This window comes from Natrinema versiforme, from assembly GCF_005576615.1.
Taxonomy (GTDB): Archaea; Halobacteriota; Halobacteria; order Halobacteriales; family Natrialbaceae; genus Natrinema; species Natrinema versiforme_A.
On sequence record NZ_CP040330.1, the window covers coordinates 3,713,966 to 3,726,858 of the forward strand.

The following is a 12,893-nucleotide window of genomic DNA, read 5'->3' on the forward strand; positions in this document are numbered from 1 at the left end:
CAGAGAAGTAGTCCATGCTGGATTCGAACCAGCGTCCCGAGCCCCAGAAGCTCGGAGGATTGGCCACTACCCTAATGGACTTGACATGTTTCGCCGGTCTCCGATTTCCGACGAGGTACCAGATAGTAGTGGGAGTGCATATTAGAGTGTTACGAACTGGACCGAGAACGGGTCGCGTGTCGAGTACATCTCGAGTCGGCGCCGCCGTTCACGACGTGTCGACCATCGGTGGTTCGTAATGTTCCGCTCGATGGCAGTTCGCACAGAGAACGCTACACCGTTCGATTTCGGCTCGTATCCGTGCTTTCGGCCGATCGTCTGCGACTAATTTCGTGACGCTCGCCCCCTTCGTAGTGTCGTCGTGATGGTAGTCCAGACACCCAAGATCGGACTCCGCACAGCGGTTACACCCCCGCTCTCGTTTCCGATCGTGAATCCACTGACGGCGCTCCCGAGTCGGCTGCGAGTAATGGATTTTTCCGGTGGCAGTTCGCACAGAGAACCTCACACTTCTCGATCTCGTCACGGAGCCGGTCTTTTCCGTAGCCGTAGGTCACCATTTTCCCAACTGCCATCTCCTTCGTCGCTGTCTCGATATGGTGGAAATCGAGGCACGCAACGCTGTCGGCCCCACATCGGAAACAACCTCGCTCTTTCTTTATATCATTGAGCCACGAACGAAGCCGTGAACGGCGGCGTAACGATCGCTCCGTATTCCAGTCGGCGTTTCGGTAGTGCCACCGTTGGTCGACCGAGAGTTCCTCCCAGACGAGCCCGGGTGGCAGTTCGACATCGTCCGGTTTCGGCTCCACACGGGATCCGGTAGACGGAGCCGTCTCGAGCCCTGCCATCTCTTTCGCGTCGTTCCAGCCGCCACAGGTCCGAATGATCGTCGCGGACGCCGGCGTCAGGCCTAACTCCTCGTACTGCGCTTTCGTCGGCGACTCGTCCAGTCGCTCAGCAGCCTCCCGGAGCGCCTCGAGGCACTCCGCCTCGGTGGTCATGCGCCCGTTGGCCGCGGCATCCCGTATAAACCCTCGTCCGCGCTACGCTCCGAGACCAGCGAGAGAGCGAACGCGAATCGATACCCCTTTTCCGTTCTCTCGCGCACCTGCGAGTATGTACATCGGACGATTCGTCGTCGTCGGCCCCGAAGTTGGCGCGTATCGCGTCTCTTCGCGGTCGTTCCCGAACCGAGAGCTCACCGCTCGAGACGAGGCGCTCACCGTGGGTCCCACTGAGGACGCCCCGGAGACCGACAACCCCTACGTCTCCTACAACTGCCTGCGGATCGTCGAGACGCCGACAGGCGAGACGGCCGCGTTCGGCAACGGCTCGCACGTCGATCCGATCGCGGAGAAACTCGAGTTGGGATATCCCGCCCGGGACGCGCTGGCCGAGAGCCTGCTGGCGCTGGATTACGAGAAAGACGACTACGACACGCCCCGGATCGCGGCGACGATCGGCGACGGCGAGGCGCTGATCGGAACCGTTCGCAAGGACGCCCTGCTGGTCGAGACCGTCGACGAGCCGACGCTGGTCGCGACCTACGAGACGGACTCGCCCGAGGCGTTCGAGTTCGAGGCCGACGATGCGGCGGCGGCCGCGAGCGAGGCCTACGACCTCGAGTTCGAACACGCGGTCTGTGCGGCCGGCGTCGCCCGGACCGAAGACGGGTTCGAAACGGCGATCGAGAACGGCGACTGATCGACGCGACGGCGCTCGGCCGGTTCGCTCGAGGCAACGACTAACCTACAAACCCCTCGAGGCAGTTATCCTCGAGCATGAAGGTCGGACTCGTTTCGGACATTCACGGCAACCGGGTCGCGCTCGAGACCGTCCTCGAGGACATGCCGCCGGTCGACGAACTGTACTGTGCGGGCGACGTCGTCGGCTACAACCCGTGGCCCGCCGACTGCGTCGACGAGTTGCGAGAGCGGGGCGTGCCGACGGTGATGGGAAACCACGACGCCGCCGTCGCCGCGGAGACGCCCTTCCGGTTCAACGGGATGGCAAAGGCAGGTGTCGACTACGCCGAGCAGGAGCTTTCGGACGACCGACTCGAGTGGCTCGGTTCCCTGCCGGCGGAGCGACTCGAGTGTGACGGCCGGGTGAAACTCGTCCACGGCCACCCGGACGATCCCGACCGGTACACCCGGTATACGTATCCGGAGGAGTTCTCGCCGCGGATGCTCGGCGACGAGGACGTGCTAGTGCTCGGCCACACCCACGTGCAGGGCGCAAAGCAGTTCACGGAGGGGATCGTCGTCAATCCGGGTAGCGTCGGCCAGCCCCGCGACGGCGATCCGCGAGCGGGCTATGCGGTGCTCGATCTCGACGCGCTGACCGTCGACACCTATCGCGTCGAGTACGACATCGAGGCGGTCCAAGCGGCGGTCGACGAGGCAGGGTTGCCCGAACGCATCGGGACGCGACTCGCTCGAGGCAAGTAACCCAGCGAGGTCGAGGCCGACGAGATCGAGGACGGGACCCCGCCGTACGAGCGCGAATCCGCGGGATGCCGGAAACGAATCTTTTTACACTACCCCCACTGCTACGTTCGGATATGGTATCTACCGGCCCCACCGGGCGTCCCGACAGGAACTGTCCTCGTTACGCCGTGGGCCGGTGTTGTCGCTCGCCGACTCGTCCGTCGACTCGCGGCCAGCGTCGCATCGAGACCGCTCCTGTGAGGCCGATCGAGAGCGATGTTCGAACGCGTGCGTGAGGACGTGCGGGCGATGCGCGAGCGCGACCCCGCTGCGCAGGGGTGGCTCGAGGTCTGCCTCTGCTATCCGGGCCTGCACGCGGTCTGGGCCCACCGGCTCGCTCACCGCTGCTGGAGCGGCGGGGCCGGCCGTCGCCTGTTGGCGCGGCTGTTCTCCCACCTCGTTCGCCTGTTGACGGGCGTGGAGATCCATCCAGCCGCCGAGCTCGGCCGGCGGGTGACGATCGACCACGGAATGGGCGTCGTCATCGGCGAGACGGCCGAAATCGGCGACGACGTCCATATGTACCACGGCGTCACGCTCGGCGGCGACACCAACGCGCCGGTCAAGCGCCATCCGACGGTCGAGGACGGCGCGCAGTTAGGCGCGAACGCGACGCTGTTGGGCGAGATCACGATCGGCGAGGATGCCGCCGTCGGTGCCGGTTCGGTCGTCACTCAAGATGTCGAACCCGGCGCGACCGTCGTCGGCGTGCCGGCGGAGCGAGTCGACTAACCGAATGCTCTCGGCAACCGTTATCGATTCGAGACTTGGAGTTCTCAGTTATCACTGGGCAGGCGCGGAGCGAGGACCGACACCAACGCGTCCATGTCACGCGTCTGGTACCAGGCCGTCCCCGGGCCAGTGAACTCGAAGACGAGACCCTCACCGCTCAGTAGGGTCGATTTGAGATTACCGACCCGCCGGACCGAGTAGTCGACCTCGTCGTCCCAGGCGATCAGATGTTCGTTGTCCAAAACGTAGGACTCGCCGGCCGCCAGTTCGAGCTTCTCGAGGCCACCATATGCGTCGATGAAGGCCGTTCCGGTCCCTTTCAGTGCCAGTGGCGTCACACTGGCCTCACCCAACATCGACTTGAGGCCACCGATCTCTGAGTCGATGTCGATCCCCGCAGTCGCCGCGAGAAACGCCCCGTCAGTGGAGTACAGCGTCTCGTCCCGAAGCTCGTGAGGCATGACGTCGCCCGGTGACGGCGGAGCAAATGTCACCGTCCCCGGTTCGTCTTCGGCGGTGAATTCGTTGGCGAACGCCGACTCCCCACCCAGCAGCGACTTCGCCGAACTGAGGAGTCCGTCTCGACTCGTTCCGGTATCCATCGAGATGTTCACAGAGTGACCGACCATCGCACCTGGTTCAGCGATGACCGACTCACCCGGCTCCAGTGTCACGATCAAATGTGTGTACGACGGTCGATGTGTGAACTCGTAGTCCATTGGAGGGTCTTGCCAGAGCGATTCGCCGTAGTGTTAATTAAATTACCGACTACCCGGTTCGACCACTGAACAGTTTACACACGCCGGGATCGGATCGAGTGCCAGCCCGTTTCTGAATACCGAAATCGCGCTACTCCCTACTGCTATCCACCGTGGGCCGCTCAGATCAGCGGTTCGACCAACTCCTCGCCTGCCTCGAGCAACTCCCCTACCCGATCCTCGTCGGCGGCTTCGGCGTAGACCCGCAACACGGGCTCGGTGCCGCTCGGCCGGACCAGCAGCCACGAGCCGTCGGCGAGTTGGAGTTTGAACCCGTCTGCAGTATTGATTCCCTCGACCGCCGTTCCGGCGACGGTCTCGGGGATCACGTCCTCGAGGTCCGCGAGCACCCGCGATTTCTCGTCGTCGGGGCAGTCGATGCTGATCTTGTCCTGGACGACGGTGCCGTGCTCGGAGAGCAGCCGGTCCACCCGGTCGTCGAGCGGTTCCGCGGCGTGCATCGCGCCGGCGAGTACGGCCAAGAGGACGCCGTCTTTCTCGCGGACGTGGCCGCGAACGGTGAAGCCGCCGGACTCCTCGCCGCCGACCAGTGCATCGCCGTCGGCCATCGCCTCGGCGACCCACTTGAAGCCGACCGGGACTTCGCGGACGGTCTCGCCGTGGGCCTCGGCGACCCGGTCGATCAGGAAGGTGGTCGAGACGGACCGGACCGCCGCGCCCGACGCGTCCTCGAGCAGGTAGTCGTAGAGGGCGGCGAAAAACAGGTTCTCGTCCAGATAGCCGCGTTCGGGCGTGACGATGGCGATCCGGTCGGCATCGCCGTCGTTAGCGATTCCGAGATCGGCGTCGCTCCCGTCGTCGGTGACGGCCGCGATCAGGTCCGAGAGGTTCTCCGCGGCGGGTTCGGGCGAGCCGCCGCCGAACTCGGGATCGCGCTCGCAGCGATAGCGCTCGAGGGTGGCGCCGGCGCGCTCGAGGAGGGCGTCGGTCGTCCCGCGGCCGCTGCCGTGCATGGCGTCGTAGGCGACGCCGAGTCCGGAGAGATCGGCGCTGCCGGTGATCGACTCGACCAACTCGAGGGCGGCGTCGGCGTGTGGCTCGGCGAAGTCGACCTCGCGAGCGGTCCCGTGCTCGGCCTCGGGGAGCGGGTCGGGTTCGGCGAGTCGGTCCGCGATGGCGTCGGTGACGGCGGGGAGGGCCGGCGCGCCGTCCTCGGGGATGAACTTCACGCCGTTGTACTCCGGCGGGTTGTGGGAGGCGGTGATCACGAGCCCGCCAGCGAGGTCGCGGTCGACGATCGCGTAGGCGATCAGCGGCGTCGGCCGGTCGCGATCGGACAGCAGGACATCGAAGCCGTTCGAACACAGCACCCGCGCCAGTTCCTCGGCGAACCCGCGCGAGGTCTCTCTGGCGTCGTACCCCACCGCAACCGGCCCCTCGAGTCCCTCGTCCGCGAGATACGTCGCGACCGCTTGCCCCACCATCCGAACACGGGGAGCGGTGAACTCCTCGAGCGTCGCCCGCCAGCCGTCGGTGCCGAAGCTGATCGTCTCCATACTCCGGTGGTCGATGGCCGGCGCGAAAAAAGCGACGCTGGCGGGCAGAACGCGATAGCGACACTGTGACGCGAGGGATTCGATGGGTCGGTCCGCATCGTCACAACGTCGGCAATAGTATTTTCCGAATCGGTCGCGTACAGCGGGTTATGACGCCCTCCCCATCCGTCGTCTCCGTCAGCGGCAGCCTCCGCGAGGAGAGCTACACGCGAACGGCGCTGAAGTACGTCCTCCGAGCGGCCGAGGAAGCCGGTGCCGAGACGACGCTCCTCGACCTGCGAGAGTACGACCTCCCCGTCTACGATCCCGATATCGGCGAACAGGGCGACAGCGAGGCGGTGACCCGCCTCGTTCGCGAGGCCGACGCCGTCGTCCTCGGGACGCCGGTCTATCACGGCTCGTACTCGGGCGCACTGAAGAACTTCCACGACTACTGCGGCTTCGACGAGTACGAGGAGACGACCGTCGGGCTGCTGGCGACCGCCGGCGGCGGGAGCTACGGCTCGACGCTCGATCACCTCCGGATCACCGTCCGCGGCGTCCACGGCTGGGTCCTCCCCCATCAGGTCGGGCTCCGAAACGCGTCCGAAAAGTTCGAAACCGATCCGGACGCGATCGACGGCCGCCGGTTCCGCGACCCCGCTCTTCGGGATCGTGTCGAGAAACTCGGCCGGATGATCGCCGAGTACGCCTTTATCGATCCCAGCGTCACGTCGTCGCGATCCGCGGCAGCCGACGACTGAGTTCCGGCTCGAGTCGCCGGTCACTGGTCAGCAGCGGTCGACCAGTGCGAGTCAGGCGTCGACGTCGGCGAGGCGCTGTTCGAAGAGTCGCTCGCCCGTCTCCTCGCAGGTGACCGCGACGACCTCGTGGGAGCTACAGCAGGATTCGACGACCTCCTCGCCCATCCGTACGTCGCCGCCGGACGGACACGTCTCGAGGAACATGCGGAGACCGTTCAGGACCTCGCCTTTCGTCTCGGGGTCGAAGGCATCCCAGTCGTCGACCCACGTCTCGAGAGTTCGGCTCGCGGCGACGTCAGCGATCAGTGCGGCACGCGAGGGCCACCGCCCGGCCGCACCCGACTGCGATAGGAGAACGCGGCCCTCGCCACGGGTCTCGAGTTCGAACGCGTCGGGATCGGCGTCGAACCCGAAGGCATCGACGGCCGCCACGGCGTCGACGTCCGACTCCTCGAGGGGCTCGATTTCGTCGAACCAGGCGGTCTCGAAATCGTCGGTGAGACAGAGGTCGTCTCGGTCCGAACACGGCTCGAGAACGCCGTGCTCGAGGAAGAACGTCTCGAGGTCGAGGGCCGCTCGTTCGCCAGCGGGATCGCTGGTGGTGACAGTCGCATCGTCCGCGTCGGGCGTATCGGCAACACCGCTCCCGTCGAACGAGGTCACGTCGTCGGCCGCATCGGTGCCGCTCGTCGCGTCGGTTTCGCCGGCGGATCGAGCGGGCTCGGGGGCATCAGCCGAGACGGTATCGACGGATCCGAGGCCGCTCGCGACATCGGGTTCGGGATCCTTGCCGAACCAGCGCAGGACCTCGGGCGGGAGATAGCGCTTGGTCAGCGTCGGCGTGCCCGGAACGAGGTAGCCGCGGAGGTAGATCAGCGCGATCGAGATGCCGGCGGCGAGGAGGCCACCGACTCGGGATTTGCGCGCGATGGCAGTGCTGACCACCGCTGCGATACCGAGGTTCAGGACGGTACAGGGTTCACACCGGTTCTCGCCGGTGTACTCGGGTTGTTTGAGATCGTCGACGATGTCGGGTTCCATCTCAGGGTACCTATCACACCGGGATCACATCTATTTTTCGGATGTAATGGATGATATAATAGCGGACAGCGGCGCTTCATCCCTCGAGCGAGCGGAGCCTCACTTGAGGCCGACGAGTCGTTCCTTCCGGGCGCGGTTCAGTTGCTTGATCTCGTACTCGCGGGACATCGCGGCGGATTTGGAGTCGAACCGCTCGTGGTATCGGAGTTCGACCGGCGTCCGTCCGCGGGTGTACTTCGCGCCCTCGCCGGCGTCGTGTTCGGCGACGCGTCGCTCGAGATCGGTCGTGTAACCGGTGTAGAGCGAGCCGTCGGCACATTCGAGGACGTAGACGACGTGATCGGCCATCGCTCGTGGGCAGGTGTGGGACGGTAAAAAGCGACTCGTCCGAGGGGGCGTGTGGTTGTCGGTCGCGATGCGTCAGGCGCCGCGGGCGCGCTCTTTTGCGGCTTCCGCGATTCCGGCGTTGGCCGAACAGCTCACGCAGGCGTGGATTTCGCCGTGTTCGTCGGCGAAGACGCGTGCGAACCGTTCGGAGACGTGCGCGCCGCAATGATCACACTTGGGCATTGGTCACACCGGCCGAAGCCGGTACCTCGGACTACTGGGCGAACGAATAAATAACCTTCTCCATACACTGTTTGGCTTTTCGGTTATGAAAAGGATTTTTCCGAAAGAGTGTGTCCGAGTCAGTCGCGAGCGGCATCGATCGCCCGCGCGATCAGGGTCGCCTGCGCGCCGGCGACGAACCCCGCATCGATGTTGACGACCGACAGCACGGTACAGGACTGGAGCAGTCCGGCCAGTGCCGCTTCGCCGTCGCCGGCGTGACCGTAGCCGCTCGAGACGGGCACCCCGATGACCGGCGTGTCGACGAGGCCGGCGATGACGGTCGGCAGCGCCCCCTCTCGGCCGGCGGCGACGATGAGGACGTCCGCCTCGCGGAGCCGGTCGAGTTGGTCGAGGGTCCGTGAAAGCGCCGCGACCCCGATGTCGTCGACCCGATCGACCGTCGCGCCGGCGTCCAGACAGACGGCCGCCGCCTCGTCGGCGACCGGCCCGTCGACCGTTCCGCCGGTGGCGATCCCGACCGTCGCGTCCAGCGACGGCTGCTCGTAGTCAGGCGTCGTGATGCGGACCGTCGCGCTCCGGCGATCGATCGTCGCGTCGGGGACGGCGTCCCCGAGGTGGGACTCGAGGGCGTCGAACTGCGAGTCGGAGAGCCGGGTAAGCAACGCCCGACCCGTCGTCTCGAGGGCGGTCTCGGCGAGTGCGGCGACCTGTTCGGCCGATTTGCCCTCCGCGAGGATCGCCTCCGGAATCCCGCGGCGCTGCTCGCGAGCGGCGTCGAATCGACCCGCCTCGCCGACCACGTACCCCCTGAGTTCGGCTTCGGCCTGTGCCGGCGACAGCGAGCCGTCGGCCACGGCCTCGAGGAGTTCGCGCATGGTCGTCCTCGGCGGTCGACGCACTCGAATCCGTCGACCCGGGCTCGGCACCTCGGACGGTACTCGTTCCCAATCGTACGGATCGCTGAACGTGCGCGCCAGCCCCGGAGGCCCGCGCGCGACCCGAATGCCGAGGCTCGATCGGCCCGAAATTTGGGGCGGCAATTCATCCGACATATACTTTCCGGTGGTTTTGGTACCCGAAACAGGCGAATCAACCGCTGCAACCCCCGTATTTCCACGACTAACCAAAACCGTTATATGAGGTAGCGCGAAACGGGTACATCGTATGGCAGATCTTATCGTCAAAGCCGCCGTCAAGGAAGCGCTCGATGACAAAAACGTAGCTTCGGACTTCTACGACGCACTCGACGAGGAAGTCGACGAACTGCTCGAAGACGCTGCCCGACGCGCAGAGGCCAACGACCGGAAGACGGTCCAGCCCCGCGACCTGTAAGGCACGATCGCTTGCGATTTTTTCGGACGCTACTCGGATAGCGACGCGTCCAGTCGGCCACGGGACGTTCGGCGGTCTGGCACCCGGCTGCCGGCTCGAGTTTTTTGCCACTCGCCGTGGTAGGTGCGATACATGTTGCGCAAACTCCTGATCGGCTTCGGACTCGCCGAAATCGCCAAGCCGGAACCGATCATCGGACTGTGCGAACGGATCGGACTGCGAAACCCGTCGGAAACCCGGCGACGACCGCTGGCGCGTACCGGCGCGCGACTCGAGGGATTGCTCTTCGTCTGGCTGCTGGTCCGCGGCCGGAAGGGATCGACGCTCGTCACCGGAGTGCTCGGGCTCGCCGGCCTGACGCTCGTCTTGATTCCGCAGCCGATCATCGAACTCAGTCAGTATCTGGTCTACGCGAACACCGACGATCTCGAACTGCAGCCGTGGGTCGTGCCCGCGGCGCGGCTGCTCGGCGTGCTCTATCTTACTGTGACCCTGCTCTCGCGGAGCACGGGCGAGGAGCCGACGGCGTCCGCGAGCGAGACCGACGCGGACCCGTCCTCGAGCCGGCTACGGCTCCGCTCGAGTTGACGACGATCGTCACGAGCCATGCGACGATTACTGGCGATCGGGTTCGCGGTCCTCGAGATCGTCGCCCCGAGACCGATCATCGAGATGGGCGAGCGGATCGCGTTCACAGATTCCGACGCAGGACGGCTGCGACCGTGGACGGTTCCGATGGCTCGACTCGAGGGGGTGGCGTTCGTCTGGCTGCTCAGTCGTGACGACGGCGTCCCAGCACGTATCGAGACCGCGCTCGCGGTCGTCGGGTTCGTACTGGCGCTGGTCCCGCGAACGGTCGTCGAACGCAGTCTTGAGGTGACCTACGAGAACGCAGACGAGCTCGAGTTGAAACGATGGGTCGTGCCCGCGACCCGCCTACTGGGGGCGATGTACGTGATCGCCGGACTGTTCGCACGGCCGGTCGGCACACCGGCAGACGAAGCAACGCGACGCGACGACCGAGTCTGAGCCGGTCGGCGACGGGCGAAGAACTGTTAGTAGCGGCGGACCTCGACACCGTCGTCGGTGCCGATATAGGTCGCGTCGGCCACCCCGACGAACAGGCCGTGTTCCACGACGCCCGGGAGTCCCGAGAGCCGCGTCGCCAGCGCGTCGGGGTCGTCGATCGGACCGAACGCACAGTCGAGCACCAGATTGCCGTTGTCGGTCACGACCGGGCCGTCCTTTCGCTCTGCGGTTCGAAGTGCCGGTTCGCCGTCCATCGCTTCGATTCGGCCCGCCACGGTGGTGTGGGCATCGGGAAGCACCTCGACCGGCACCGACCGCTCGAGCCGGTCGGTCAGCTTCGAGGGATCGGCGACGACGACGAACCGGTCCGCCGCTGTATCCACGAGTTTCTCGCGCGCGTGGGCCGCACCGCCGCCCTTGATGAGCGCGCCGTGAGCGGCGGCGTCGGGGTCGTCGACCACCTGATCAGTGCCGTCGATCGCGAGGTCGACGCCGTCGACCGCGTCGAGTTCGGTCAGGGGGATGCCGACCTCGAGGGCTACCTGACGGGACTGAAACGAGGTCGGAATCCCGCGGACCTCGAGGCCGTCGTCGACGGCCCGGCCGATCGCCCGGATCGCGTGGGCGGTCGTCGACCCGGTGCCGAGCCCGACGACGAACCCGTCCTCGACTGCCTCGGCCGCGCGTTCGCCGGCGTGGCGCTTCGCTGCGTCGGAACCGCCCTCCGTCTTCATGGTTTCTCAAGCGAGCGGCGACGTGAAAAACGTTGTAACTCGGCCGCGGTTCAGAGGTCGACGCGGTCGAACCGCAAGAGGCCGAGTCCGAGCGGCACGAGCGCCCAGAGAGCGAGGAGGACGAAGCCGAACCACGGCTCGGCGACGAGCGGAATGTTCTCGATGTTGGTAACCATTGTGAGCTGATTCTCGCCGAGAACGGCCCCGATCGCGGAGCCGTAAGCGGTGTCCGGTGTCAGCGAGAGGTAGGCCAGATACCAGTCGGGGTACGACTGGACGAGGAATTCGCCTTCGATCACCCGGAGCAAGAGCTGCCCGATGACGCCCCAGAGGAACCAGAAGAAGATGATCAGGCCAAACGCACCGACCGCCGCCCGGGTCGTCGACCGCGTCATCGAGGAGAGACCGACGCCGATGCAGACGTAGACGAACCCGAACAGGACCGTCACGAGGGTAAACAGGACGTACGTACCCGGCGCGACCTCACCCACGAACGCGAAGAGGCCGAGTAGCCCAACGGCGAAGCCGATCAGAATCGACACGGCGACCACTGCCGTCCGCCCGAGTACCTTCCCGAGGACGACGTCGCGGCGGCGATGGGGAAGACCGAGCAGGAACTTCAGGCTCCCGCTCTCCCGTTCACCGGCGATCGCGCCGTAGCCGACCACAAGCGCGATGACGGGCACGAGAAAGCTCGCTGGCGTCTGCAACGCGAGGATCAGATCGACCGTCGAATCGCCGCCGCCCGCTCCGAACAGCGACGAGGCCCGCGACGCGAGGAACGAACCGCCGGCGGTAAACAGGGCGAACACGACGGTCAGCGCGATCAGCACGCGGGATCGCATGGCGTCCTGAAAGTCTTTCTTCGCGACGACGATCGAACTCATCGGACCACCTCCGTCCCGTTGGCACCGTCGGACGTGTACGCCAGGAACAGGTCCTCGAGCGAGGACTCGTCGGTTGCGAAGTCCTCGACGGACACGCCGATGTCCTCGATCGCCCGCAACACGCGCGTCTTCGCGCTGTCCTCGCAGGCGACCACGAGGGTTCTCCCCTCCGGCGTTACCGACGAGACGCCCTCGATGGCCTCGATCGTCTCGAGGGCGGCCGACGAGTCGTCGGGGATTCGGTCGAGCGTCACCCGGAGTCGCGTCTGGTTCGGCATGGAGTCGCGGAGGCCCTCGACGGTGTCCTCCGCGATCAGGTGCCCGTCTCGGAGGATGCCGACGCGGTTACAGACCGACTCGACCTGCCCGAGGACGTGCGAGGAGAAGAAGACGGTCGCGCCCCGTTCGTTCTCCTCGCGGATGATCTCGCGCATCTCGCGGGCCCCGTTCGGATCGAGTCCGGTGGAGGGCTCGTCCAGAATCAGCAGGTCGGGCTCGCCGACCAGCGCCGTCGCGAGCATGAGTCGCTGGGCCATCCCCTTCGAGTAGCCGCCGGCTTTCTTCTCGGCCGCGTCGGCGATACCGACCCGCGCTAAGAACTCGTCGGGGTCGTCGTCGGCCCGTTTCGATTCGATCGCGAACTCGACGTGCTGGCGGCCGGTCAGGCGATCGTAGAGTTCGGCACCCTCGGGGAGGATGCCGGTTCGGTTGCGGATCTCGAGGCTGTCCGCCTGCGCGTCGAGGTCGAACACCCGCACGTCTCCCTGTGTCGGCCGAATGAAATCGAGCACGAGGTTGATCGTCGTGGACTTCCCCGCACCGTTCGGGCCGAGGAAGCCGTAGATGTCTCCGTTTTCGACGGAGAGATCTAAACCGTCGAGCGCCGTTTCGCTCCCGTACCGTTTCGTCACACCGGAGATATCGATTGCGGCCATAGTTTGATTTGAAACACTATTCAATTCCCTCACACAAATATCTTGTTGGGAAACTATCACTACTTGGTTCCGGACGATCCACCGACGACTCGAGCGGGGTTCCGAACGAATCTATGGCTC

16 protein-coding genes, 1 tRNA gene and 1 pseudogene are annotated in these 12,893 nt (G+C 65.7%); 7 read left to right on the plus strand and 11 right to left on the minus strand.

The window, feature by feature from the left end:
* Positions 1–8: 8 nt before the first annotated feature.
* Positions 9–81 (minus strand) — tRNA-Gln (locus tag FEJ81_RS23415).
* A 127-nt stretch (positions 82–208) separates the two neighbouring features.
* Positions 209–1,004, minus strand: a pseudogene (locus FEJ81_RS18375) (homing endonuclease associated repeat-containing protein).
* 115 nt (positions 1,005–1,119) lie between these two features.
* Between FEJ81_RS18375 and FEJ81_RS18380 the strand changes: the two are divergent.
* The 3 genes from FEJ81_RS18380 to cysE all read left to right on the plus strand — a co-directional run bounded on the left by FEJ81_RS18380 (position 1,120) and on the right by cysE (position 3,224).
* Positions 1,120–1,707, plus strand: coding sequence for an IMP cyclohydrolase (locus FEJ81_RS18380; RefSeq protein WP_138246647.1), 588 nt, complete (start codon positions 1,120–1,122; stop codon positions 1,705–1,707).
* A gap of 77 nt (positions 1,708–1,784) precedes the next feature.
* The gene (locus tag FEJ81_RS18385; protein WP_138246648.1) at positions 1,785–2,453 is read left to right on the plus strand and encodes a metallophosphoesterase family protein; all 669 of its coding nucleotides are present in this window, start codon (positions 1,785–1,787) and stop codon (positions 2,451–2,453) included.
* A 255-nt stretch (positions 2,454–2,708) separates the two neighbouring features.
* On the plus strand, positions 2,709–3,224 hold the full coding sequence (cysE, locus tag FEJ81_RS18390) for a serine O-acetyltransferase (RefSeq protein WP_138246649.1): 516 nt from the start codon (positions 2,709–2,711) through the stop codon (positions 3,222–3,224).
* Positions 3,225–3,268: 44 nt separating this feature from the next.
* Here cysE and FEJ81_RS18395 read toward each other — a convergent pair whose 3' ends face one another.
* Both FEJ81_RS18395 and FEJ81_RS18400 read right to left on the minus strand, forming a co-directional pair.
* Positions 3,269–3,943: a TIGR00266 family protein gene (locus FEJ81_RS18395; RefSeq protein ID WP_138246650.1), complete on the minus strand. Its 675-nt coding sequence runs from the start codon at positions 3,941–3,943 to the stop codon at positions 3,269–3,271.
* Between the two features lie 161 nt (positions 3,944–4,104).
* The gene (locus tag FEJ81_RS18400) at positions 4,105–5,499 is read right to left on the minus strand and encodes a phosphoglucomutase/phosphomannomutase family protein (protein ID WP_138246651.1); all 1,395 of its coding nucleotides are present in this window, start codon (positions 5,497–5,499) and stop codon (positions 4,105–4,107) included.
* A 149-nt stretch (positions 5,500–5,648) separates the two neighbouring features.
* Here FEJ81_RS18400 and FEJ81_RS18405 point away from each other — a divergent pair, with 149 nt between their 5' ends.
* On the plus strand, positions 5,649–6,242 hold the full coding sequence (locus FEJ81_RS18405) for an NADPH-dependent FMN reductase (RefSeq protein WP_138246652.1): 594 nt from the start codon (positions 5,649–5,651) through the stop codon (positions 6,240–6,242).
* A 51-nt stretch (positions 6,243–6,293) separates the two neighbouring features.
* Here FEJ81_RS18405 and FEJ81_RS18410 read toward each other — a convergent pair whose 3' ends face one another.
* The 4 genes from FEJ81_RS18410 to larB form a co-directional block, all read right to left on the minus strand.
* Entirely contained in the window at positions 6,294–7,283 is a 990-nt protein-coding gene (locus tag FEJ81_RS18410) for a hypothetical protein (protein ID WP_138246653.1), read from the minus strand.
* 99 nt (positions 7,284–7,382) lie between these two features.
* Positions 7,383–7,631 carry a GIY-YIG nuclease family protein gene (locus FEJ81_RS18415; RefSeq protein ID WP_138246654.1) on the minus strand — a complete coding sequence of 83 codons (249 nt, stop codon included), beginning with the start codon at positions 7,629–7,631 and terminating at the stop codon, positions 7,383–7,385.
* Between the two features lie 72 nt (positions 7,632–7,703).
* Positions 7,704–7,853, minus strand: coding sequence for a DUF7563 family protein (locus tag FEJ81_RS23420; RefSeq protein WP_175416473.1), 150 nt, complete (start codon positions 7,851–7,853; stop codon positions 7,704–7,706).
* 119 nt (positions 7,854–7,972) lie between these two features.
* Entirely contained in the window at positions 7,973–8,731 is a 759-nt protein-coding gene (gene larB / locus FEJ81_RS18420; RefSeq protein WP_138246655.1) for a nickel pincer cofactor biosynthesis protein LarB, read from the minus strand.
* 289 nt (positions 8,732–9,020) lie between these two features.
* On the opposite strand from larB, the gene FEJ81_RS18425 reads away from it, so the two are divergent.
* The 3 genes from FEJ81_RS18425 to FEJ81_RS18435 all read left to right on the plus strand — a co-directional run bounded on the left by FEJ81_RS18425 (position 9,021) and on the right by FEJ81_RS18435 (position 10,217).
* Positions 9,021–9,188, plus strand: coding sequence for a DUF1931 family protein (locus FEJ81_RS18425; RefSeq protein ID WP_004267503.1), 168 nt, complete (start codon positions 9,021–9,023; stop codon positions 9,186–9,188).
* A 132-nt stretch (positions 9,189–9,320) separates the two neighbouring features.
* A complete protein-coding gene (locus FEJ81_RS18430) occupies positions 9,321–9,776 on the plus strand; it encodes a hypothetical protein (RefSeq protein ID WP_138246656.1) in 456 nt (151 codons plus the stop codon).
* A gap of 18 nt (positions 9,777–9,794) precedes the next feature.
* Positions 9,795–10,217 carry a hypothetical protein gene (locus FEJ81_RS18435; protein WP_138246657.1) on the plus strand — a complete coding sequence of 141 codons (423 nt, stop codon included), beginning with the start codon at positions 9,795–9,797 and terminating at the stop codon, positions 10,215–10,217.
* A gap of 26 nt (positions 10,218–10,243) precedes the next feature.
* Here FEJ81_RS18435 and rpiA read toward each other — a convergent pair whose 3' ends face one another.
* The 3 genes from rpiA to FEJ81_RS18450 are packed head-to-tail and all read right to left on the minus strand — an operon-like array spanning position 10,244 to position 12,773.
* A complete protein-coding gene (rpiA, locus tag FEJ81_RS18440) occupies positions 10,244–10,951 on the minus strand; it encodes a ribose-5-phosphate isomerase RpiA (RefSeq protein ID WP_138246658.1) in 708 nt (235 codons plus the stop codon).
* A 50-nt stretch (positions 10,952–11,001) separates the two neighbouring features.
* Complete coding sequence (locus FEJ81_RS18445; RefSeq protein ID WP_138246659.1) at positions 11,002–11,838, minus strand: ABC transporter permease; 837 nt, start codon at positions 11,836–11,838, stop codon at positions 11,002–11,004.
* A complete protein-coding gene (locus FEJ81_RS18450; protein ID WP_138246660.1) occupies positions 11,835–12,773 on the minus strand; it encodes an ABC transporter ATP-binding protein in 939 nt (312 codons plus the stop codon). Before FEJ81_RS18450 ends, FEJ81_RS18445 begins: the two co-directional genes overlap by 4 nt.
* Positions 12,774–12,893 lie beyond the last annotated feature (120 nt).

Excerpts from the sequence above, each read along its gene's own strand:
- FEJ81_RS18380 (WP_138246647.1), top strand. The coding sequence starts at position 1,120 with ATGTACATCGGACGATTCGTCGTCGTCGGCCCCGAAGTTGGCGCGTAT.
- FEJ81_RS18385 (WP_138246648.1), top strand. The coding sequence starts at position 1,785 with ATGAAGGTCGGACTCGTTTCGGACATTCACGGCAACCGGGTCGCGCTC.
- cysE (WP_138246649.1), top strand. The coding sequence starts at position 2,709 with ATGTTCGAACGCGTGCGTGAGGACGTGCGGGCGATGCGCGAGCGCGAC.
- FEJ81_RS18395 (WP_138246650.1), bottom strand. The coding sequence starts at position 3,943 with ATGGACTACGAGTTCACACATCGACCGTCGTACACACATTTGATCGTG.
- FEJ81_RS18400 (WP_138246651.1), bottom strand. The coding sequence starts at position 5,499 with ATGGAGACGATCAGCTTCGGCACCGACGGCTGGCGGGCGACGCTCGAG.
- FEJ81_RS18405 (WP_138246652.1), top strand. The coding sequence starts at position 5,649 with ATGACGCCCTCCCCATCCGTCGTCTCCGTCAGCGGCAGCCTCCGCGAG.
- FEJ81_RS18410 (WP_138246653.1), bottom strand. The coding sequence starts at position 7,283 with ATGGAACCCGACATCGTCGACGATCTCAAACAACCCGAGTACACCGGC.
- FEJ81_RS18415 (WP_138246654.1), bottom strand. The coding sequence starts at position 7,631 with ATGGCCGATCACGTCGTCTACGTCCTCGAATGTGCCGACGGCTCGCTC.
- FEJ81_RS23420 (WP_175416473.1), bottom strand. The coding sequence starts at position 7,853 with ATGCCCAAGTGTGATCATTGCGGCGCGCACGTCTCCGAACGGTTCGCA.
- larB (WP_138246655.1), bottom strand. The coding sequence starts at position 8,731 with ATGCGCGAACTCCTCGAGGCCGTGGCCGACGGCTCGCTGTCGCCGGCA.
- FEJ81_RS18425 (WP_004267503.1), top strand. The coding sequence starts at position 9,021 with ATGGCAGATCTTATCGTCAAAGCCGCCGTCAAGGAAGCGCTCGATGAC.
- FEJ81_RS18430 (WP_138246656.1), top strand. The coding sequence starts at position 9,321 with ATGTTGCGCAAACTCCTGATCGGCTTCGGACTCGCCGAAATCGCCAAG.
- FEJ81_RS18435 (WP_138246657.1), top strand. The coding sequence starts at position 9,795 with ATGCGACGATTACTGGCGATCGGGTTCGCGGTCCTCGAGATCGTCGCC.
- rpiA (WP_138246658.1), bottom strand. The coding sequence starts at position 10,951 with ATGAAGACGGAGGGCGGTTCCGACGCAGCGAAGCGCCACGCCGGCGAA.
- FEJ81_RS18445 (WP_138246659.1), bottom strand. The coding sequence starts at position 11,838 with ATGAGTTCGATCGTCGTCGCGAAGAAAGACTTTCAGGACGCCATGCGA.
- FEJ81_RS18450 (WP_138246660.1), bottom strand. The coding sequence starts at position 12,773 with ATGGCCGCAATCGATATCTCCGGTGTGACGAAACGGTACGGGAGCGAA.